This is a genomic window from Streptococcus sp. Marseille-P7376 (genome assembly GCF_902460385.1).
GTDB classification, from domain to species: domain Bacteria; phylum Bacillota; class Bacilli; order Lactobacillales; family Streptococcaceae; genus Streptococcus; species Streptococcus sinensis.
Map to the genome: position 1 here is coordinate 1 of NZ_CABPTS010000021.1, position 20464 is coordinate 20464.

Consider the following 20464-nt stretch of genomic DNA (forward strand, 5'->3'; position numbering starts at 1 on the left):
ACAGATTTTCGATCAACGTAAGATTGATGTGGAACCTGTCTTTGGGCAGATAAAGGCTTATTTGGGTTACAAGAGATGTAACCTAAGAGGCAAGCGTCAGGTGAAAATTGACATGGGTTTAGTGCTCATGGCCAATAATCTCCTTAAATACAATAAGAGAACGGTTCAAATTTAAAAAGCTAGAGTTCCATAATTGGGAATCTCTAGCTTTTTTGTGACTGAGAACTATTTTGTCTCAGACTCATTGTGGAGTTTTTTCTGTTTACCAAAAAAGTCCCCTATGACTTATAATGAAAAGCGCTCAAACAACTCATTAGAAAGACTCATATGTAACACCTTTCAATTCCACAGATTCAATCAGATTGAAAGATAAAAACATCAAAATTTTATTCGTCTTATAATGTCAAACCCGTATCGTCTACAAGATAAACTGGATGATCAAGCCCCTACCTGCTGTCAATCCAGCCTTTAAAGCTGTCTTGAAAATCTTTCTCAAATACAAGGCTTACATTACTAATGCCTTTGAATCCCCTTATTCCAACGCCAAGTTGGAGGCAATCAACAAACCCATCAAGGTTATCAAGCGTAACTCTTTTGGATTTCGAAACTTCAAAGCTAAAATTCTCATCGCTTTGAACATCACAAAAGAGAGAACCAATCTGACTCTCTCTCGTGCTTCATTATAAGTCACCCACTACAGTTGACATTGAGGTATTATTCTCCTTCAAAGGCATCTTTCATCTTGTCAAAGAAACCTTTTTTCTTGGGATTAACCTTGATATTTCCAGCTGCGGCAAATTCTTTGAGGGCTGCTTTTTGACGGTCGTTGAGGCCAGTCGGTGTCACAACATTGACAGTAACATACTGGTCACCCATGCTACCGCCACGCAAACTTGGTGCTCCCTTCCCACGCAGACGGAAACGCTTGCCAGTCTGAGTTCCTTCTGGAATATTCAGTTCAACATCCCCGTGAACAGTTGGAATATCCACACTGTCACCAAGAGCTGCTTGGACAAAGTTGAGATTGAGCTTGTAGTAAATAGTAGAGCCATCTCGCTCAAACTTGTCGCTCGGCTCAACTTGAACCACAACATAGAGGTCACCATATGGACCGCCATTAAAGCCAGCTTCACCTTGGCCAGACAGACGGACCTGCTGACCAGTTTCCACACCAGCAGGAATTTTCACCTTGACGCTATGAGCTTGCTTTTCATGCCCCGTACCGTGACAGGTTTCACAAGGACTTTTGATTTCTTTTCCTCGGCCGTGACAGACATCACAGGTCACTTGGCGACGCATCATGCCAAGCGGTGTCTGGGTATCGACATTGATGACACCTGAGCCATGACAGCGGCCACAGGTAACAGGACTAGTCCCTGGCTTGGCACCAGACCCAGCACAGGTATGACAAGTCGCTTCACGGTTATACTTGATTTCCTTCTCAGCCCCGAAAATGGCTTCTTCAAAGCGGAGATTCACACGATACTGAAGATCGTCCCCTTGGCGCGGAGCATTAGGATTACGCGAAGCACCGCCACCAAAGAAGCTAGAGAAGATGTCTTCGAAGCCACCAAAGCCGGAGCCATCAAAGCCACCGAAGCCGCCTGCACCACCGCCAAAGCCACCATTGGCACCCGCAGCACCATATTGGTCGTAGGCTGCCCGCTTTTGCTCATCACTCAGCGTTTCATAAGCCTCTTGGACTTCTTTATACTTTTCCTCCGCCCCAGCTTCCTTATTAATGTCGGGGTGGTACTTTTTAGATAATTTCCGATAGGCTCTCTTAATCTCATCCTGAGAAGCATTCTTAGAGACACCTAAACGGTCGTAAAATTCTGTATTGTTCATGATTCAAGATACAAAGGGCGTCAAACGGACATAGCCATCTAGGAGTTTTGACGACGGACGCTTGCGTCCTAGAAAAAACTATCTTTTTGGCACTGTCCGTAGCCCGTGTTCAGTTGTGAACACCCATGTTCCTTTCTATTGATGTTACGAATTGAACCACGATTTAGGTCGGGTTCAATTCCTTTCTTTTATATTATATAAGAAATTTTGGAACTCGGGTTCAATCCATGAACACTCTTTGTTCCTTTCTGTAATTTATAGCTAAATCTTTAGAGGGTGTTGTCTATACTCCGCTTCACTTCATCAAACTCTTCGTCCGATAGAGTAAATATCAAGTCCTCTTCCGAATACTGATTCCGTTCTTTAAAATAGTTGTCAGCATTATCTACCAAACCTAAACTTAGAAGAATTTTTCTTGCAAACTCTTGATGTGCAAAGCCAACAGCTGTAATGATGTTTTTATCTTGTAGAACAACTTGAGCTTTGAAATTTTTCCTAGGAAGAAATTCAAAATAGTCAAAGAAGTTTTGCCAAATCCCACCAGTAAATTTAGTGTCCTTCAACAAACCAGCTTTTGCCAATAAAATCGGCGCTGATGAAATAGCTGCAATTAAAATCTCTTGCTGCTTCAAACTTCTTAGGAAAGAAATCAATTTTTCATCATGCAAAGCAGGAGCAATATTTGTCATTCCTGGCAAAATGACACAAGAATAGCCTTCGATGACTACTTCATCCAGTGTTCTAGTAGGTTGACAGGCTAATCCATCTTCCGACGTTATAACACTTCTATCTGAGCCCGCATAATCAATCTCAACACCCAAAGATAGAGCTAAAGTACTGGTCAAACCTATTACTTCATAAAGCGAAAAATTAGGATAAATTAAACAGAGTACTTTCTTCATAAGCATTTCCCTCTAGTTTACCGAAAAACAGAGGCTGGGCTGCAACCTCTGGATTTCTTCCTATCATTACGACGTTCAAAAACAAAGTCGGTTATACTTTGTTTTTGAACTAGTAAGGCGTTTAGGCAAGTCGCCATAGCGATTGCCGTAGAATGGCAATCACTTTAGTGAGTAGTCATTCTTAACGAGTTAAGCTGAATTGAGTTTCGGCTAAAAACTTCAGAAAAAAGATAAGCCATCTTTTGTGCATCGCACAAGGCGATGGCTTCCTATTTTTCTTTCGTTTTCTTAACGCCTCAACATCTTACTTCTCCGTAAACTCTCCGTCTACGACGTCATCGCCTGCGTTTCCTGTTGCTTGTGCGCTTTCTGCTCCTGCTTGAGCTTGTTGGGCTGCAGCGGCTTGTTCGTAGAGTTTCACTGCCAATGCTTGAGCTTTTTCGTTGAGAGCTTCCAATTTCGCCTTCATGTCGTCCAAGTTATTGTCTTCTTGCGCTTTCTTAAGCTCATCAAGGGCAGCTTGGGTAGCATCACGTTCTGCATCAAAGCCTTTGCCTTCAGTTTCCTTGATTGTCTTTTCAGTCGCAAAGATAGCTTGGTCCACTTCGTTACGAAGGTCTACTTCTTCCTTACGTTTCTTATCTGCTTCAGCATTTGCTTCTGCATCTTTCATCATGCGGTCAATTTCTTCGTCTGTCAAACCTGAGTTCGATTGGATGACAATTGTTTGTTCTTTTTGAGTTCCAAGGTCTTTGGCCTTAACAGACACGATACCGTTCTTGTCGATGTCAAATGTTACTTCGATTTGAGGAATTCCACGAGGTGCAGCTGGGATGTCTGTCAATTGGAAACGTCCAAGAGTCTTGTTGTCCGCTGCCATTGGGCGTTCACCTTGAAGAACGTGGATATCAACGGCTGGTTGGTTGTCTGCTGCAGTTGAGAAGACTTGAGATTTAGATGTTGGAATCGTTGTATTGCGGTCGATGAGTTTTGTGAAGACGCCACCCATTGTTTCGATACCAAGTGACAATGGTGTTACATCAAGAAGGACAACGTCTTTGACATCACCAGTGATGACACCACCTTGGATCGCAGCACCCATAGCAACTACTTCATCAGGGTTCACTGATTTGTTTGGTTCTTTACCAGTTTCAGCCTTAACTGCTTCTACAACGGCTGGGATACGAGTTGAACCACCAACAAGAATCACTTCGTCGATTTCTGACAAGCTCAAACCTGCATCAGAAAGGGCACGACGAACTGGAATCTTCGTACGCTCTACAAGGTCGCGAGTCAAATCATCGAATTTCGCACGAGTCAAAGTCATTTCCAAGTGAAGAGGTCCAGCAGCACCCGCAGTGATAAATGGCAAGCTGATTTGTGTTGAAGTCACACCTGAAAGGTCTTTCTTAGCTTTTTCAGCTGCATCTTTCAAACGTTGCACAGCCATCTTGTCAGCTGACAAGTCGATACCATTTTCTTTCTTGAATTCTGCTACCAAGTGGTCGATAATCTTTTGGTCAAAGTCGTCACCACCGAGTTTGTTGTCCCCTGCAGTTGCTAATACGTCGAAGACACCATCACCCAATTCAAGGATAGAGACGTCAAATGTACCACCACCAAGGTCGAATACCAAGATTTTTTCTTCTTTTTCAGTCTTGTCCAAACCGTAAGCAAGAGCTGCAGCTGTTGGTTCGTTGACAATCCGTTCTACTTCAAGACCAGCGATTTTACCAGCGTCTTTGGTCGCTTGACGTTGTGCATCGTTAAAGTAAGCTGGCACAGTGATAACCGCTTTGCTTACTTTTTCACCAAGGTATTCTTCAGCATAACCTTTCAAGTATTGAAGGATCATAGCTGAGATTTCTTGTGGAGTGTATTCTTTACCGTTTGCAGAAACTTTTTCAGAAGTACCCATCTTAGATTTGATAGAGATCACTGTATCTGGGTTTGTCACTGCTTGGCGTTTTGCAGCATCACCAACGATGATTTCACCATTTTTGAATGACACTACAGACGGAGTTGTGCGGTTTCCTTCTGGATTTGCGATGATTTTGCTTTCAGTTCCTTCAAGAACTGCAACTGCTGAGTTTGTTGTACCTAAGTCAATACCGATAATTTTAGACATGTGTTTTTTCTCCTTAAAATTTATCTTCTTTTTTTCTTTTTGATACTCTTCTTAAGTGGCGACGCCGTCAGAGCTTGGCTTCGTCAATCTCTTTGACTAAACTTTGAGCCTAAAGTCTCAAAGTTTGCGCAAATAGCGCCACGGCGAAGAGTATCGCCTTCGGTTCGCTTCGCTCACTATTGGTAAAGCTGAACCATTGTTTATCATTCATTCATAGTTTATTGTCATTTCGGACAAGGTTCTTATTTTTTATGTTACGACACGAGAAGTCGAAATTATACGCAATAGCTGGTTGGCAGTTCACTTCGCAAACGCTCGTGACCAGCCTAATCACCCTTGCGGGGGTGCGTCAACGAAATCACAGATTTCTGACTTACCTCCTAGTTATAAACTACTACCATTGCTGGTCTTAGGATGCGGTCATGGAGTTTGTAGCCTTTTTGGAAGACTTGTGCGATGGTATCTGCTGGATGCTCGTCATCTGCTGGAACGGTTTGGATGGCCATGTGATAGTTATGGTCAAATGCTCCGTCCGCTGCGATTTCTTCAATTCCTTCTTCTTTAAGGGCATGAATCAAGCTTTCTTGTACCATTTCTAGACCTTTTTTGACATCGTCTGTCAAGCCTTCAACGGCAAGCGCACGCTCTAAGTTATCCAAAGAAGGTAAGATAGCTTTCCCTAAATCTTGGCTACGATAGCGTTGCAAGAGTTGACGCTCTTCGTTGGCTCGACGCTGAATGTTTTGCATTTCTGCATGAGCACGGAGATATTTATTTTCAAAATCTTCTGCCCGCTCATTAGCTAGCTCTAATTCTGATTTTTCAGGAGCAGTTTCTGCAACTTCTTCAGCGGTTTCTACCACTTCCTCTTCTTTTACTTCTTCGTTTTTTATTTCCTCAGACATTTTTCGCCTCCTTTTTAGGAATTTATGTAATTTCATTTTTAACTCACCTCATAATGATTGCTACTCAAATACCGATAGAAATCTGTGAGTTTCATAGTTAGGACTCGATTGACAACATTGAGTTGACTGACTACCTTCTGGTAATCCAGATTGACCGGACCGACCACTGCTAACATCCCAAAGCCCCGATAGGGAATCAGGAATTTGCTGGAAATCAAAGTTAGATTAGCCAGACTATCCTCTTGACTATCAGCGACTCGGACATTTTGCATCTGATTCTCGGCCAAACTATCACGAATTTCGAAGGCGACCTTCTGCCGGTCATCAAAGAACTGATAAGTCTTAAGATCCGCAAAGCGCAACAGCTGAACCTTACCAGCAAGGGCCACTTTCTCCACAAACATCTGAGCAAAAATATGCTCAAAGAGATCGAGGACATTGTCCGTCGTGGTAAAGTAGCGCTGGATAATCTGCGGAATTTCCGTCCGAATCTTGTAGTGGATATCCAAAACCGTTTGTCCTAGAAAGCGCTCCTGGATCATATCCCTCAAGCGCAGTAGGTCTTCTTGGAGAAAATTCCTAGGAATCATGAACTGACTGGTCAGGGTATTAGACTCATCCAGCGTAAAGACAGCTAAGGCTGCATGCTGGCTGAGCACGACGATGTCAAAAGCTGTCAGGCGCTGCCGACTAGGCTCGACATCCAGAGCTACAACCGTGCAAGCACTCAGCTCGGCTAAGACATCCGCCGCCCGCTGCAGGATATCTTCCAGCTTGAAGAACTCTTGGTCGAAGGCCTTTACGACCTCGTAGAGCTCATTTTCCGCCAGCTGATCAAAGGCCAAGGAATGCCGGACGAAATACTGGAAACCAGCGACACTGGGCTTACGGCCACTCGATGTGTGGGCCTTTTCCAGCAGACCTTCCTTTTCCAAGGCCGCCATGTCATTACGGATGGTGGCACTTGAGGACTGGATAGACTCTTGCAAGGTTTTAGAGCCGACAGGCTCCTGCGTCTTGGTAAAGATATCAATGATTAGATTTAAAATCTCATTTTGGCGCTCTGTTACCAAGAACCTCACCTCTCTTTAGAAAATTCCAGCCACTGGCAAGATTTTATTTTTCATATTTAGCACTCTAATGCCTCGAGTGCTAAACCATGATTCTATTATACACTCTTGAAAATGAAAGTCAAGACAAAAACTCAAAAAATTAGCACTCTTTTTGCAAGAGTGCTAAAAATCAGTCTCAAGTCCTAGAAAACTTTATTGGACAGGATTCCTTTTACAATTCTTTTGGTGAGCTTTAAGCTTTTTCATAGCCCAATCATAGTGACTGGATGTTGCGCTGACAAAATAGGAGCCCAAGGTCGTTCCGCCCGTCCATTTATAAACTCCTTTAGAAAATAATTCTTCATTCGTAAAGGTTGCGGCTAGGTCTAGGACAGCTCTATGTGAACTAGCCAGCAAAGAACTTGCCTCCTCAAGAGAGGTCTGCTGGTGCTTTTCCCAAAATGCGACATTCATATCACCATAGGTTCTCCAATTGTAGGGAGCAGGCAGGAAGGACTTCTCTTCTCCTCTTTGATTGGCCTCTACCCAGTTTAGCAGCAGTTGGTGCCACTCATAAAGATGGATTAAGATATCCCTCAGGTTCCGATCGCGCTTCCAGTGGGCTTCTTTCTTTTTCTCATCCTTTGAAAAATCAAAGGGCCTCGCCAACTCGTCCGCTGTCATGTTCGAAATAAGCAGATTGAGTTTTTCGAGATTTTCTGTAGCTGCAGCCAGCAAATCGTTTTTTGTTGCAGGTCTCGGCATGTTACATTCCTCCTATCTGACAGCATACCTTAAGATAGTTTTCAACTTTTCTTCTGGTGTCCTATTTTGGTTGCTTAAGTAAATCTCTCTGTGAACTTGGTCGCATCTCTCCAGTCCCAAGCTGATTGCTAGCTCGTCCATTTTCTCAAAAGAGGCAGGCTCACTGTCATAACTTCCTATGTGTAAGACCTGAATAGCCCGCTCTTCTGGAAAGCTCTGTAAACGGATGGCATCGTAGAGGGGATTGGGCTTTTTCTTGCGGACATTCTCAAGCGCCACTGCAAAAATGTCCTGAGTGATGACAGTGGGCTGCTGAATCATGAGCTGATAGCGAAGCTGACTTTTATCGAAGCCTTCCCCAGTAGCTTTTTCCCAGATACCTTCCAAAGGATGGACCGTAAAATCCGTCACCTCGTCCTCCGCCTCATCTTTCATCATGGATTTAAAGAACATTTTAATCGAATAGGCCAGTGAATAAAGGGCAGATACCCGCTCGGAGAAATCCGCTTCATTGGGATCTCCCTCTCCTTCAATCAAAATGAACCGTTGACTCGGCACCTCTACCAGCTCTGGCTTTTGCTTGGCACCATAAAGAGCTTTTTCACTCTTTCTCCATTCATATTTCATCTTGCTGCCTCCTGTTCTCTTCTTACTATTAGTATACAAGAAGATACCTGACACCCTATGTCAAGTTTTATATTTTTCTGCTAGCTTATGAATCATTTCTTTCATTTTCACTCGGATTTCGGGCGGCTCTAAGACCTCCACAGCGTCTCCAAAGGAAAGGATGTAACTATATAGACGATGGTCGTCGGGAATTTCTATTTCTGTGTACAGATTTCCTTCCGCATCTGTCCGAATGTCTCCACTTATTTCGTCATAAACTCTGAAAGCTACTTTGCGATCAAACTTGACTGCTAACTCAATCGTATTTTCATAGGTCAGTTCTTTTTCCAAGACGACATCTTCAAAGCTGTCCTCAAACCTTTCCTCCAGCCGCTCCAGATTTTTCAGTCGAGATAACTTAAAATACCTGAATTCCTGTCGCAAGAGGCAGAAAGCATAAAGATACCAATTCTGACTTTTAAACAACAAGCGCACAGGCTTGACACGACGACTTGTTTCCTGCTCATCACTAGCAAAGTAAGAAAAAGAAACAAGGTGCTTGCCTAGAATCGCAGTTTTTAATTGATGAAAGGTTTCTTCATACACTTTATCATTTTGCCAGTGATTAAAATCAACTTCAATCCAATTTGGATTTTTGACTTGAAAAAGCGCTGAAAGTTTTGTGAGAAGGTCACTCTGGTAAAGCTGACTGGTGCTATTCAGACCTTGCAGAGCCGCCATGATTTGCTCTTTCTCCTCCGCTGTCAGCAAGGACTTCCGCAAGACATAGTCCTCTGCGATTTCTATACCGCCACCCTTTCCTTGCGTGGTGTAAATCGGAATCCCCGCGCTGCTTAGAGAATCTACATCCCGATAAATGGTCCGGACCGAAACTTCGAATTTCTCGGCCAGCTCCGTTGCAGTCACTTTTTCTCTCTCCAAAATGTAGTACAATATCCGAAATAGTCTATTATTCTGCATGGTCACTCCATCTTCTCTACCTATTATACAATACTTGCCATGCGATGTCATGTTTATAAAAAAGCATCATGACTATTCTGAAATGCCACGATGCATCTTAATTAAACTATCTTAAAATCATTTCACACTGCTTGACTTTTCTTTTGACCATTTCACATTCTCATATACGAGTGAATAAGGACCTGCATCGCCATCTTCTCCGTCAAATATTAAATCAAATGTGATGGTTTTTCCTGCGGTTAGATTGGTGCCGATTTGTGTGTTATCAAAAGTGGAGCCATCTAAAATATAAACCTCATCATCCCGATCATATAAGCTAAATGAATACGGACTAAGCAGGATTTGTCGGCTAGACGTGTTTTCTACCGTCACTGAGGCGACAACAGCACTTCCTGTTGACTCATCACCCAAAGTGCGATCCTTGTCCAAGCGGACAGAGTTTACTGTAATCTTGAGCCCTTCAGGAAATTCAACCGCCTCTCCCAATCGATAAGACTTATATTCAGCCGAGTAGCTATAATCATGGCTTTGTTTTACTCGTAATTCTTCGTTTTCAACAGTTAGCCCTAGCGTTATAAGGAACAAGACCGCACAAAATATGGTCATAAGGAAAAGCACAATTCCCAATATTAAGGTCGTCCAGAATAAGGCCTGTTTATGAAGCGGCTTCTTTAACTGGTAAATCAAACCCTTTCCATCCACTATAATCTCTTGTTTTTCATTTTCGTTCATCACTCTTCTCTCCTAACCTTTTGAACCACTTCCTGTAACTGGAGCCAATGTCGGCAGAGCCACTCCTTCTTTTAACAGTGCCTCATGATAAAGTCTGTAAAAAATGTGGTAGATACTGGTCTGCATGCCGCCTTCCACCACTAGGCTGACCCGAAAATTAAACTGGCCACTCGCAGCCATCTGCGGTCCTAAAATATCAGGCTCCTTCAGAATTTCTGGATGCTCTGGAACAGCTTCCGCATTCACATCCGCAATAATCCGGTAAATCTCGTCTAAATCAGTCTCTGCATAGATGGGAATATCAATTAGAACCCGCATATCACCACGAGAAAGATTGCTGACAACGGTGATATTTCGGTTGGGCACAAAGTGAAGCGTCCCGTCCGCATCGCGAACCTGCGTGGTCCGAATCCCCACGCTGACGACTGTTCCGGCAATCTTGATGGCACCATTGGTCAGGCGGACATTGTCCCCCACATCCAACTGTCGCTCTAGTAGAATAAAGAAGCCATTGACCAGATCAGACAGAAAGCCCTGGGCCCCCATCCCAATCGCTACGCCGGCAATTCCTGCCCCAGCTAAAAGACTCGAGACTGGCATACCCAAAATCGATAAAATCCAATAAAACAAAAGAAAATAAAGCGCATAATTCAGCAGATTCTCAATCAGGCGCGTAATAGTCTTTTGTCGAGCCTCATCCTGCCGAGATAATTTCAAAGATGGCGCAATAATCTTAGCTACCAAAAGATGAAGTGATTTCTTTGCAATATAAAAAAGTAAAATTAAAAATACTAAAGAAACTAACTTCGAGAATATTTCATCTAAAATACCGGACCAATCAAACTGCTGGAAGTATCGGGTAAATACATTGCCGGTTTTAGTCATAGCCCACCTCCTCGTAATGATAGTACCATTATACCATAAAGAAATTTTTCTGCCGAAACGGGATGTTCCTTAGTTTTTTTACCTCATTATTCCATTTATTCTTACTTCTCCTATCTATACTTTAATACATAGGTAAAATACTCCCTAACAATAAACTTTTAAAACAATTTTATCATTTGAATGAAGAAAACAACCTTTCCCCCATAAGATAAAATCAAAACCCAACCTTCCTCTTCAGAAAAAACCAGCCTTACGACTGGTTTTCATTTATTTCTATAATTTCTCCAACTCTTCATTGAGCAGTTTTTGTGCTACTTGTGGGTTAGCTTGTCCCTTGGTGGCCTTCATGAGCTGACCGATCAGGGACTTAGCCGCATTCTTGTTGCCGCCCTTATAGTCATTGATGGCTTTTTCATTATCCGCAAAGACTTGCTGGATAATAGGAAGAAGTTGAGCAGGATCTGAAATTTGGATTAGGCCTGCTTTTTGTACATATTCTTTGGCAGAGCCACCATTTTTAGCTAGATGGACAAAGACCTTCTTAGCAATCTTAGAGGAGATCGTTCCGTCTGCAATCAGAGCAATCATCTCAGTCAGATTCTCAGGCGTCAGCTCAATCTCAGTGATGGTCTTTCCTTCTGCATTGAGGTATTGCGCCACTTCCCCTTGGAGCCAGTTAGAGACAGATTTAGCATCGCCTCCTGCCGCAACAGCTGCTTCAAAGAAGTCTGACACAGCCTTCGTCGCTGTCAGCTGCTTGGCATCGTAGTCAGACAAGCCGTAGTCGCCCACATACTTAGCACGGCGTTCTTTTGGAAAGGCTGGCAGGCTGCTGCGTACTTGCTCAATCCAAGCATCTTCAATCTCAAAGATAGGCAGATCAGGCTCTGGGAAGTAACGGTAGTCCGCTGAACCTTCCTTAACCCGCATGAGCAGGGTTTCGCCAGTCGCTTCATCATAACGACGGGTTTCCTGTCTGATTTGACCACCGCTGCGTAGGATTTCTGCTTGGCGTTTTTCCTCAAATGCCAGACCCTTACGGACAAAGTTGAAGGAGTTAAGGTTTTTCAGCTCAGTCTTGGTACCAAACTCTTCCTGACCGTAAGGACGGATGGAAATATTAGCATCTACCCGCATGGAGCCCTCTTCCATCTTGACATCAGAAATACCCGTGTACTGGATGATTTCCTTGAGAGCTGTCAGGTAAGCATAAGCTTCTTCCGGACTGCGCATATCCGCTTCAGAGACAATCTCAATCAGCGGCACCCCTTGGCGGTTGAGGTCCACATAAGAGTAGCCATCGCTGCCGTGGGTATTCTTTCCAGCATCTTCTTCCAAGTGGGCCCGCTCGATACGGATTTTCTTGGTCGTACCGTCTTCTAGCTCAATCTCAATCCAGCCATTGTAGCCAATTGGCTCATCAAACTGAGAAATTTGATAAGCTTTTGGATTGTCTGGATAGAAGTAGTTCTTGCGGTCAAAGTGCATCTTCTGGTGAATGTCCATGTTCAAAGCCAGAGCAGCCTTGATACCATAGTCAATAACACCCTTGTTCATAACAGGCAGTACACCTGGGAAGGACCAGTCAATGATATTGGTGTTGGCATTTGGATCTTCACCAAAGTGAGCTGGTGCTGGTGAGAAAATTTTTGAATTGGTCTTCAATTCAACATGGACTTCCAGTCCGATAACTGTTTCAAAGTTCATTATTTTTCACCTCCAAAGATAAGTGGCTGCTGTTTGTGGTAGTCAGTCGTCGCTTCAAATGCTGCGGCTGCCTGATAGATGGTCGCCTCATCGAAGTGATTCCCAATCAGCTGCAAGCCGACAGGAAGACCATCTGCAAAGCCAGCTGGGATTGAAATGCCCGGCAGGCCAGCCAGATTGACCGGAATGGTCAAAAGGTCAGCCAGATACATAGCCACTGGGTCTTGGTTTTGACTGCCCAAGTCATAAGCTACCGTTGGTGCAGTTGGGCCTAAGATTAAATCGTATTTTTCAAAAACTTTAGCAAAATCCTGCATGATCAAGGTCCGAACCTGACCAGCTTTCTTGAAGTAAGCGTCGTAGTAGCCGGATGACAAGCTGAACGTTCCCAGCATAATCCGGCGTTTGACCTCTTCACCAAAGCCTTCACTGCGGGATTTGACATAAACATCTTCCAGATTTTCAATACCTTCTGCGCGGTAGCCATAGCGAATACCGTCAAAACGTTGCAGGTTAGAGCTGGCCTCAGAGGAAGCAATGATATAGTAAACAGCCACGCCGTACTTGCTGTGGGGCAGGCTGACTTCTTCAACGATAGCTCCTAGACTTTCCAAGTGCTTCGCTGCTGCCAGAATCGTTTCCTTGACCTTGCTGTCAATTCCCTCACCCATGTATTCCTTAGGCAGGGCAATCTTCATGCCCTTGATGTCTTGGCCAATCTTGCTGGTAAAGTCTGGCACTGCCTCTTGTGATGATGTAGAATCTTTAGGGTCATTGCCAGCAATAACATTCAGAAGCTGAGCATTTTCCTTAACTGTCTGAGAGAACGGTCCAATCTGGTCTAAAGAAGAACCAAAAGCAATGAGACCAAAACGGGAAACCCGTCCGTAGGTTGGCTTGAGGCCGACTACACCGTTAAAGGAAGCAGGTTGACGAATGGAACCACCCGTATCTGAACCCAGTGACAGACGAACCTGACCAGAGGCCACTGCTGTCGCTGAACCACCAGATGATCCACCGGGAACCTTGCTGCTATCCCAAGCATTCTTAGTCGTCTTAAAGTAAGAGTTTTCGCTGGAACCACCCATGGCAAACTCGTCCATGTTAGTCTTCCCGACGATAATCATATCCTTACCATAGAGCTTCTCCACGCTAGTCGCATCGAAAATTGGCTTGTAGTTATAGAGCATTTTAGATGCAGCTGTTGTCAAAATCCCCTTGGTTGAGATATTGTCCTTGACTGCCAGCGGAATCCCGCTCATGAGATTGTCAGCATCAATGCCCTTGGCATCCAGAGCCGCAGCCTGTGCCAAAGCTTCTTCTTCGCTGATAGTGATGAAACTGTCCACGGCAGCTTCACGTTCTTTGATGTCTGCCAAAGTCGCCTGAGTTAACTCTACTGCAGAAATTTCTTTCTTGACCAGCAAATCATGCAACTCTTCAAGGGTCTTGTGATTAAAAGTCATTAGGCATCTCCTCCGTCATCTAGGATGGCAGGCACTTTGATGTAGCCCCGCTCTTTTTCAGGTACATTTTGGAAAAGCTCTTCCCGATTCCAGCCAGGCTGAGCCACATCTTCTCGCATATAATTGATATTGGCTGCCACATTAGAAGTGAAAGGTACACCCTCCGTGTCCACTTCATTGAGCAATTCGACCATGTCAACAATCTTGGTTAAGGTCGTCGCAAACTCAGCAGTTTCTTCTGGTGAAAAAGCCAGTTTTGACAGCTTAGCAACGTGACTTACTTCTTCTTGAGTAATCTTCATCTCTGATTCCTTTCATAAGATATGTGAGCTTTAGCGACTGAAAATAAGAATTTGAGATGATTTTTTTATTTCCAGAGCTTCAGCTCACCTTTACTTTGACAAGCCAGGGACGCTCATTTATTTGCCATCCGCTAGCTCCTTTCTTCAGCTTCTTCCTGCTATTCTTCAGGAATTCGCATCATTTCATTTTACCATATTTCAGGCTAATTCTTCAATTCCAAATGCAGTTCTTTGAGCTGTCTTTGGTCCACCAAACTTGGGCTTTCCAGCATAGGATCAAAGCCAGTACCATTTTTTGGAAAAGCGATGACTTGGCGGATATTTTCTTCCCCAGCCAAAATCATAACCAAGCGATCTAAGCCCAGAGCCAAACCGCCGTGCGGTGGGAAGCCGTACTCTAAGGCTTCTAGGAAGAAACCAAAGTCCCGCTCATAGTCTTCCTTACTCATGCCCAGCAGTTCAAACATCGCTTCCTGAGCCTTCCGATCATGAATCCGCAGACTCCCTCCGCCAATCTCATAGCCGTTTAAGACGATGTCGTAAGCGTGGCTGCGGAATTGATCTGGCTCTTGTCCATCTTCAAAAATCCCCTGTGTGAAAGGATGGTGCATGGCTTGATAGCGGTTTTGGTCTTCATTCCACTCCAACAGCGGCCAATCCACAACCCAAAGGAAATGAAGCTGGCTTGGGTCAATCAAATCCAAAGCTTTTGCGACTTCTATGCGCAGATGTCCCAAAGCTTCCTGAGCTCGACGCTTCTTGGCCATGACTAGCAGGATAAGATCTCCATCTTTGGCCTCAAAACGTGCCAGCAACTCCTGACTTTCAGCTTCAAAGGTGCTAGCCAAATCACCAACCAACTGGCCATCTTCAACCTTGAGACTGGCCAAACGACTGCAGCCAAATTCCTTCATTTCTTGGTAAAAATGACTGAGCTGCTTCTTGCTAAAAGCGCTAGCTGCATCGGGCACACAGATTCCCATCAGCTCCTCATGGTTATCCAAGGCTTTCTTGATGAGAAGCGAATCATTGGACTGACACAAATCTGTCAAACTCTTTAGCTCTAAACCAAAGCGTGTATCTGGCTTATCAGAACCAAAGCGGCTCATAGCCTCTTCATAGCTGATAGTCGGAAAATCTTCCGTCAGCTCTAAACCATGGGTTTTCTTGACAACAGCCTTCAGCATAGTTTCAACCAGAGCTCGGATTTCTTCCTCGCTGGCAAAACTCAGCTCTAAGTCCACCTGGGTAAACTCTGGCTGACGATCGCCTCGCAAATCTTCGTCACGGAAGCAACGAACAATCTGATAATAGCGTTCGAGGCCAGCTCCCATCAGCAACTGCTTGAGCATCTGAGGGCTCTGCGGCAGCGCGTAGAATTGATTTTTAAAGACCCGACTAGGCACCAGGAAATCTCTAGCACCTTCGGGTGTTGACTTGGTCAGATAAGGCGTCTCCACTTCCAAAAAGTCCAAACCGTTTAAATATTCCCGAATGGTTGAGGTGACCTGATGGCGCAGTTTGAGGTTATGGGTCATCTTCTCACGGCGCAAGTCTAGGTAACGGTATTTCTGGCGCAGGTCTTCCCCTGTATGGGCATGCTGGTCCAGCTCAAAAGGCAGAACCTTGCTGCTAGCAATGACTTCAATCTTTTCAGCTCGAAGCTCCACCTGACCAGACTTGATAGCCTTGTTGACAAAGCGCTCTTCACGCTGAACCACTTGCCCTGTCACTGCAATGACATCCTCTTTGCCAATGTCTTCCAGCTTAGCAAAATCTTCAATCTCACCGCCAACGAAGACCTGAAGCAAGCCCTCGCGGTCCCGCAATTCAATAAAGGCTAGTTTGCCGTGATTGCGGATATTGGCCACCCAGCCAGTTGCGGTCATGGTCTGTCCGACCTGCTCTAAACCATAGTTTCCGATAAAAATTTCTTTCATATTCTTTCCCCTTCAAATCCATTTGCAAGCTGCCCTGTCCTTGAGCATATTGGCAACTTTCTTCCAGTATCTCCACTTTTCCTTTTGCAAAACAAAAAGCTTCCGTCTCTGAAACAGACGAAAGCCGTGGTACCACTGTTATTCGCCGCCTTAAAAGGCAGCCTCTGCGCTCGTAACGTGAGCGACGTTTGTGCTTGATCACACAAAAGATTACGAAACATGTTCTTCGGTTTTTGCTTTCTTGGTGCTGCTCTCAGCTATCAGCACTCTCTGTACAAGTCAGCAAGCCTACTCTGCTTCTCTTTTACTCTTAAATTGTATTTATTATAGTCGAACCTAAAACATTTTGCAAGTGGTTTAAGGCAAATTTGTGATTTTCCTCTGACAGAGAAGCCACTGCCGGCTCTACCACCTGGATCTGATAACCCAGATTATAGGCATCGATTGCCGTATGCAGGACGCAAATATCCGTCAAGACTCCTGTCAAAATGATCGTGTCTACCTTTCTCTCCCGCAGACGAATATCTAAGTCCGTACCAGAAAAAGCAGAATAATGGCGCTTATCCATCCAAAAGACTCGAGAGTCCGCTTGATGCTTGTCATAAAAATCCGCCAAGGGGCCATAAAGATTGCGACCGCTCGTTCCCTTGATATTGTGGGGCGGAAAAAGCTTACTTTCTGGGTGAAAGGCATCATTCTCATCATGGGCATCAATAGCAAAGAAGATATAGTCGCCTCGATCAAATGCCGCCTCGGTTACTTGGGAAATAGCTTCAGAAATCGCCTGAGCCGGCGCTCCTGCTGTCAACTTGCCCTCCTCTGCGACAAAATCAACCGTATAATCAATTGAAATCAGCGCTTTTGCCATTAGTAGTCCCTCTTTTTAATTTCATCAAAGACATCTGGAATCAGCACTTTCAGATAAGTCCCTTTCATTCCCAGCGAGCGGCTTTCAATAATCCCAGCGCTTTCTAATTTGCGCAGAGCATTGACAATCACTGAGCGGGTAATCCCGATACGATCCGCAATAACAGAAGCCGTCAGCTGACCTTCATTGCCATTGAGTTCGCCTAAAATAGCTGAAACAGCTCTTAGCTCTGAGTAAGATAGGGTATTAACCGCCATGGTCACAGCTGTCCGACGGCGGATGTTCTTCTCATCCTCTTCCCGCTGGAAGTTAAGCAGCTGAATCCCAACCACTGTGCTAGCAATCTCGACCAGAATCAGGTCGTCATCTAAAAATTCTTTATCATTACGCCAGATAATCAGCGAGCCCAAGCGAATCCCTGAAACATGAATTGGCGCGATCGTGGTCAGCCCATCTGGAAATTCATCCTTGGTTTCTACTGGAAAAATGGTCAAATCATGCGTGACAGGCAGATTGGCCTCTGTCTCATAAACCATGTTCGCTTCTTGGACATAGCCTTCCGGGAAATTCTTATCCTGGAAAAAAGCTTCCACACGGTCATTATTGGTCTTATAGCGCATAAAATAGCCTAGAAGACGGCCCTTACTGTTAATGATACAGGCATTGCAATGAATAATATCAGCAAGCTGGCGAGTGATTGCATTATAAGGAAGTTCCTCTTGAAGCTGCTCTTCTGAACGTTTCAAGATAGAAGTAATTTTCCTAGTTTTTTCTAATAGGTTTGCCATACATTTACCTCGTATTTGATTTTCTAATTATAGCATGAAATCACTAAAATTTCAATAATTCTCTGAAAATTGTGTATTGAAGAACAATTATCTACAATTCAACTAATGGTTCATTTTGAACCCTTTTAATTTGATATAGCTTATTTTATAACGAAAAGTGTCGAACCTTTCCAATCTTTTTAAAACAAAAATAGATAAAAAATTAGCTAAAATTTTCATCAAAAAACAGCTCCTGAGAGCTGTTGCAAATAAAGATTTAACGGCGATATTGACGTAAGAAGCGCGTCATTTTTTCTTGGATTTGAGCTAGCTCATCCACCCGAGGTAAATAGACAATCCGGAAATGATCCGGCTCATGCCAGTTAAAGCCTCGGCCATGAACAAGAAGAACTTTTTCCTGCTTGAGGAAATCCAGTACAAACTGCTCATCATCATCGATGCGGTACATGTTTCGGTCAATTTTCGGGAAAATATAGAGGCCGGCTTTAGGCTTAACAGCCGACAGACCCGGAATATCCTGAATCGCCTGATAGATGAAATTGCGCTGCTCATAAATCCGTCCACCAGGAAGCAACAATTCGTCCACAGATTGATGACCACCGAGCGAGGTTTGGACAACTTGTTGAGCCAAGACATTGGAGCACAGGCGCATATTGGAAAGCATATTGAGCCCTTCAATATAGCCCTTGACATGCTGCTTGGGACCCGATAGGACCATCCAGCCGACCCGGAAACCTGCGATTCGGTGGGACTTGGAAAGACCGTTCATGCTGACACAGAAAAGGTCGGGTGCCAGACTAGCCACCGGTATATGGACATGCCCATCCATCACCATGCGGTCGTAGATTTCATCCGCAAAGATAATGAGATTATTTTGGCGAGCAATTTCCACAATCTCCAGCAAGAGATCCTTAGGATAAAGCGCCCCCGTTGGATTGTTAGGATTGATAATAATGATAGCTTTGGTATTGGACGTGATTTTTGACTTGATGTCGTCAATATCTGGATACCATTCTGCCTGCTCATCACAGACATAGTGAACAGCATTCCCACCAGCCAGACTAACTGCCGCCGTCCAGAGCGGGTAGTCTGGCATCGGCACCAGCACCTCGTCCCCATCATCCAAGAGTCCCTGCATGGACATGACGATCAGCTCGCTGACTCCATTTCCCAGATAAATGTCATTGATATCCACACTTGGAAACTTCTTGAGCTGGCAATACTGCATAATCGCCTTGCGGGCCGAAAAAATCCCCTTGGAGTCGGAATAACCCTCACTGTCACGTGCATTCATAATCAAATCATGGATGACCTCGTCTGGAGCGGTGAAACCAAATTCAGCTGGATTTCCTGTGTTGAGGCGGAGAATCTTCTCTCCATTAGCCCGCATCCGCATCGCTTCTTCCAACACTGGTCCACGAATATCATAGGCTACATGCTCCAGTTTGCTGGACTTATTAAATTCTTTCATCCTATTTTCCTCAATTCATCTGAATGGTTTTATTATACCACCAGAAAAATAGATTGACAACAAATTAAAAAGAGGTCATTCTTTGTGGTTCTTTTCCCATATTGTTTACGCTCTTTGTAGCAAGAAAAACTTTTCATGCCTTTTCTGAAATAGATGGATAGATTTCGACATTTTGAGGGGATAGCACTTTAGTTTACAGAAAACATCTCTTCTGATGTAATTTTTTTATAAAACCTTAGTTGTTTGACTATCTTTGTGATTTAAATTTTGCTTAATCTTGACTTTTAACAGCTCATTTTGTTATTTTCATCATTTTTTAAACAGGTGACTTCATCAATATCTCTATCGTCTCGATTGCTACTCTATCTTTACTTTTTTTCTGAAAAGGGTTACAATAGAGATATTAAAATAGAATTTGAGTTAAAATACGGCTGCCTGATTTTCTTTCCCAAAGCACACTTAGCGCTTCAAAGATTTCGTTGCAGCTGCTTTTGAAACTCTCGTGTCCCTTATAAAGAACGGAGGTAGTCCCATGGTTCAACAAAAATATGAAAATATAATGGTCGCTGTTGATGGCTCACACGAAGCTGAGCTTGCATTTGAAAAAGGGGTGAATGTAGCACTCAGAAATGGTTCGCGCCTCACGATTGCTCATGTCATTGATACACGAGCTCTTCAAAGCATTTCAACCTTTGATGCCGACGTCTATGAGGAGCTGCAGGAAGATGCCAAAAAGTTGGCTGAAAAATATAAAGAAAAAGCTCAAAATGCTGGAATTAAGCACGTTGACATCGTTATCGAAATGGGAAATCCTAAAACACTTTTGGCTACAGACATTCCTGATGAGCATAAGGTGGACCTAATTATGGTTGGTGCCACTGGACTCAACGCCTTTGAGCGTTTGCTGGTTGGCTCTTCATCAGAATACATTCTGCGTCATGCCAAAGTGGATTTGCTAGTTGTTAGAGATAAGGAAAAGACTCTGTAAGTGACCATCCTTACTCCATTTCTCTTCAAACACGGAGCATTTTAAAAGACCTGAGATGAGCATTGTAAAATCAAATCTCAGGTCTTTTTTGCTATTCTGACTAGGCTCCTGTTCAGTTTCTATATATTTA

General features: G+C 44.0%; 19 protein-coding genes and 1 pseudogene. 3 read left to right on the forward strand and 17 right to left on the reverse strand.

Annotated features, from left to right (window positions below; translation table 11 throughout):
* Both FZ952_RS09345 and FZ952_RS09350 read left to right on the forward strand, forming a co-directional pair.
* Positions 1-175, forward strand: a 175-nt coding sequence (locus FZ952_RS09345) for a transposase (protein WP_148880494.1), incomplete at its 5' end; no start/stop codon positions are given.
* 271 nt (positions 176-446) lie between these two features.
* Positions 447-686, forward strand: a pseudogene (locus FZ952_RS09350) (transposase); the annotation flags it as partial.
* 28 nt (positions 687-714) lie between these two features.
* On the opposite strand, the gene dnaJ reads toward FZ952_RS09350, so the two are convergent.
* The 17 genes from dnaJ to FZ952_RS09435 all read right to left on the reverse strand — a co-directional run bounded on the left by dnaJ (position 715) and on the right by FZ952_RS09435 (position 19346).
* Entirely contained in the window at positions 715-1848 is a 1134-nt protein-coding gene (gene dnaJ / locus FZ952_RS09355) for a molecular chaperone DnaJ (RefSeq protein WP_148881474.1), read from the reverse strand.
* Positions 1849-2117: 269 nt separating this feature from the next.
* Entirely contained in the window at positions 2118-2750 is a 633-nt protein-coding gene (locus tag FZ952_RS09360; protein ID WP_148881475.1) for a DJ-1/PfpI family protein, read from the reverse strand.
* 304 nt (positions 2751-3054) lie between these two features.
* Entirely contained in the window at positions 3055-4878 is a 1824-nt protein-coding gene (gene dnaK / locus FZ952_RS09365; RefSeq protein ID WP_148881476.1) for a molecular chaperone DnaK, read from the reverse strand.
* A 380-nt stretch (positions 4879-5258) separates the two neighbouring features.
* Positions 5259-5783 carry a nucleotide exchange factor GrpE gene (grpE, locus tag FZ952_RS09370; RefSeq protein WP_062200613.1) on the reverse strand — a complete coding sequence of 175 codons (525 nt, stop codon included), beginning with the start codon at positions 5781-5783 and terminating at the stop codon, positions 5259-5261.
* A gap of 38 nt (positions 5784-5821) precedes the next feature.
* Positions 5822-6856 (reverse strand): heat-inducible transcriptional repressor HrcA, encoded by a 1035-nt coding sequence (gene hrcA / locus FZ952_RS09375; RefSeq protein ID WP_062200614.1) that lies wholly within the window; start codon positions 6854-6856, stop codon positions 5822-5824.
* Positions 6857-7048: 192 nt separating this feature from the next.
* Positions 7049-7600 (reverse strand): ClbS/DfsB family four-helix bundle protein, encoded by a 552-nt coding sequence (locus FZ952_RS09380; protein WP_062200616.1) that lies wholly within the window; start codon positions 7598-7600, stop codon positions 7049-7051.
* Between the two features lie 12 nt (positions 7601-7612).
* Positions 7613-8227: a GyrI-like domain-containing protein gene (locus FZ952_RS09385; protein ID WP_148881477.1), complete on the reverse strand. Its 615-nt coding sequence runs from the start codon at positions 8225-8227 to the stop codon at positions 7613-7615.
* Positions 8228-8287: 60 nt separating this feature from the next.
* Positions 8288-9187 (reverse strand): helix-turn-helix transcriptional regulator, encoded by a 900-nt coding sequence (locus tag FZ952_RS09390; RefSeq protein ID WP_148881478.1) that lies wholly within the window; start codon positions 9185-9187, stop codon positions 8288-8290.
* Between the two features lie 117 nt (positions 9188-9304).
* Entirely contained in the window at positions 9305-9919 is a 615-nt protein-coding gene (locus tag FZ952_RS09395; RefSeq protein ID WP_148881479.1) for a DUF4352 domain-containing protein, read from the reverse strand.
* 12 nt (positions 9920-9931) lie between these two features.
* The gene (locus FZ952_RS09400) at positions 9932-10804 is read right to left on the reverse strand and encodes a mechanosensitive ion channel family protein (RefSeq protein ID WP_037615184.1); all 873 of its coding nucleotides are present in this window, start codon (positions 10802-10804) and stop codon (positions 9932-9934) included.
* 273 nt (positions 10805-11077) lie between these two features.
* Positions 11078-12511, reverse strand: coding sequence for an Asp-tRNA(Asn)/Glu-tRNA(Gln) amidotransferase subunit GatB (gene gatB, locus FZ952_RS09405; RefSeq protein WP_148881480.1), 1434 nt, complete (start codon positions 12509-12511; stop codon positions 11078-11080).
* Positions 12511-13977 (reverse strand): Asp-tRNA(Asn)/Glu-tRNA(Gln) amidotransferase subunit GatA, encoded by a 1467-nt coding sequence (gene gatA, locus FZ952_RS09410; RefSeq protein WP_148881481.1) that lies wholly within the window; start codon positions 13975-13977, stop codon positions 12511-12513. Before gatA ends, gatB begins: the two co-directional genes overlap by 1 nt.
* Entirely contained in the window at positions 13977-14279 is a 303-nt protein-coding gene (gene gatC, locus FZ952_RS09415) for an Asp-tRNA(Asn)/Glu-tRNA(Gln) amidotransferase subunit GatC (RefSeq protein WP_002896305.1), read from the reverse strand. The genes gatA and gatC overlap by 1 nt, the downstream gene beginning before the upstream one ends.
* Positions 14280-14482: 203 nt before the next feature.
* Complete coding sequence (gene aspS, locus FZ952_RS09420; protein ID WP_148881482.1) at positions 14483-16219, reverse strand: aspartate--tRNA ligase; 1737 nt, start codon at positions 16217-16219, stop codon at positions 14483-14485.
* Between the two features lie 310 nt (positions 16220-16529).
* Entirely contained in the window at positions 16530-17087 is a 558-nt protein-coding gene (locus FZ952_RS09425) for a cysteine hydrolase family protein (protein WP_062200629.1), read from the reverse strand.
* Entirely contained in the window at positions 17087-17875 is a 789-nt protein-coding gene (codY, locus tag FZ952_RS09430) for a GTP-sensing pleiotropic transcriptional regulator CodY (RefSeq protein ID WP_062200631.1), read from the reverse strand. The genes FZ952_RS09425 and codY overlap by 1 nt, the downstream gene beginning before the upstream one ends.
* 256 nt (positions 17876-18131) lie before the next feature.
* A complete protein-coding gene (locus tag FZ952_RS09435; RefSeq protein WP_148881483.1) occupies positions 18132-19346 on the reverse strand; it encodes a pyridoxal phosphate-dependent aminotransferase in 1215 nt (404 codons plus the stop codon).
* A gap of 532 nt (positions 19347-19878) precedes the next feature.
* Between FZ952_RS09435 and FZ952_RS09440 the strand changes: the two genes are divergently transcribed.
* Complete coding sequence (locus FZ952_RS09440; RefSeq protein ID WP_148881484.1) at positions 19879-20334, forward strand: universal stress protein; 456 nt, start codon at positions 19879-19881, stop codon at positions 20332-20334.
* Positions 20335-20464: the final 130 nt, after the last annotated feature.

Coding starts and splice junctions, on each gene's coding strand:
- FZ952_RS09440 (WP_148881484.1), top strand. CDS start 19,879: ATGGTTCAACAAAAATATGAAAATATAATGGTCGCTGTTGATGGCTCA.
- FZ952_RS09390 (WP_148881478.1), bottom strand. CDS start 9,187: ATGCAGAATAATAGACTATTTCGGATATTGTACTACATTTTGGAGAGA.
- FZ952_RS09395 (WP_148881479.1), bottom strand. CDS start 9,919: ATGAACGAAAATGAAAAACAAGAGATTATAGTGGATGGAAAGGGTTTG.
- FZ952_RS09435 (WP_148881483.1), bottom strand. CDS start 19,346: ATGAAAGAATTTAATAAGTCCAGCAAACTGGAGCATGTAGCCTATGAT.
- gatB (WP_148881480.1), bottom strand. CDS start 12,511: ATGAACTTTGAAACAGTTATCGGACTGGAAGTCCATGTTGAATTGAAG.
- gatC (WP_002896305.1), bottom strand. CDS start 14,279: ATGAAGATTACTCAAGAAGAAGTAAGTCACGTTGCTAAGCTGTCAAAA.
- FZ952_RS09380 (WP_062200616.1), bottom strand. CDS start 7,600: ATGCCGAGACCTGCAACAAAAAACGATTTGCTGGCTGCAGCTACAGAA.
- FZ952_RS09400 (WP_037615184.1), bottom strand. CDS start 10,804: ATGACTAAAACCGGCAATGTATTTACCCGATACTTCCAGCAGTTTGAT.
- dnaJ (WP_148881474.1), bottom strand. CDS start 1,848: ATGAACAATACAGAATTTTACGACCGTTTAGGTGTCTCTAAGAATGCT.
- FZ952_RS09385 (WP_148881477.1), bottom strand. CDS start 8,227: ATGAAATATGAATGGAGAAAGAGTGAAAAAGCTCTTTATGGTGCCAAG.
- FZ952_RS09360 (WP_148881475.1), bottom strand. CDS start 2,750: ATGAAGAAAGTACTCTGTTTAATTTATCCTAATTTTTCGCTTTATGAA.
- aspS (WP_148881482.1), bottom strand. CDS start 16,219: ATGAAAGAAATTTTTATCGGAAACTATGGTTTAGAGCAGGTCGGACAG.
- FZ952_RS09425 (WP_062200629.1), bottom strand. CDS start 17,087: ATGGCAAAAGCGCTGATTTCAATTGATTATACGGTTGATTTTGTCGCA.
- dnaK (WP_148881476.1), bottom strand. CDS start 4,878: ATGTCTAAAATTATCGGTATTGACTTAGGTACAACAAACTCAGCAGTT.
- codY (WP_062200631.1), bottom strand. CDS start 17,875: ATGGCAAACCTATTAGAAAAAACTAGGAAAATTACTTCTATCTTGAAA.
- gatA (WP_148881481.1), bottom strand. CDS start 13,977: ATGACTTTTAATCACAAGACCCTTGAAGAGTTGCATGATTTGCTGGTC.
- grpE (WP_062200613.1), bottom strand. CDS start 5,783: ATGTCTGAGGAAATAAAAAACGAAGAAGTAAAAGAAGAGGAAGTGGTA.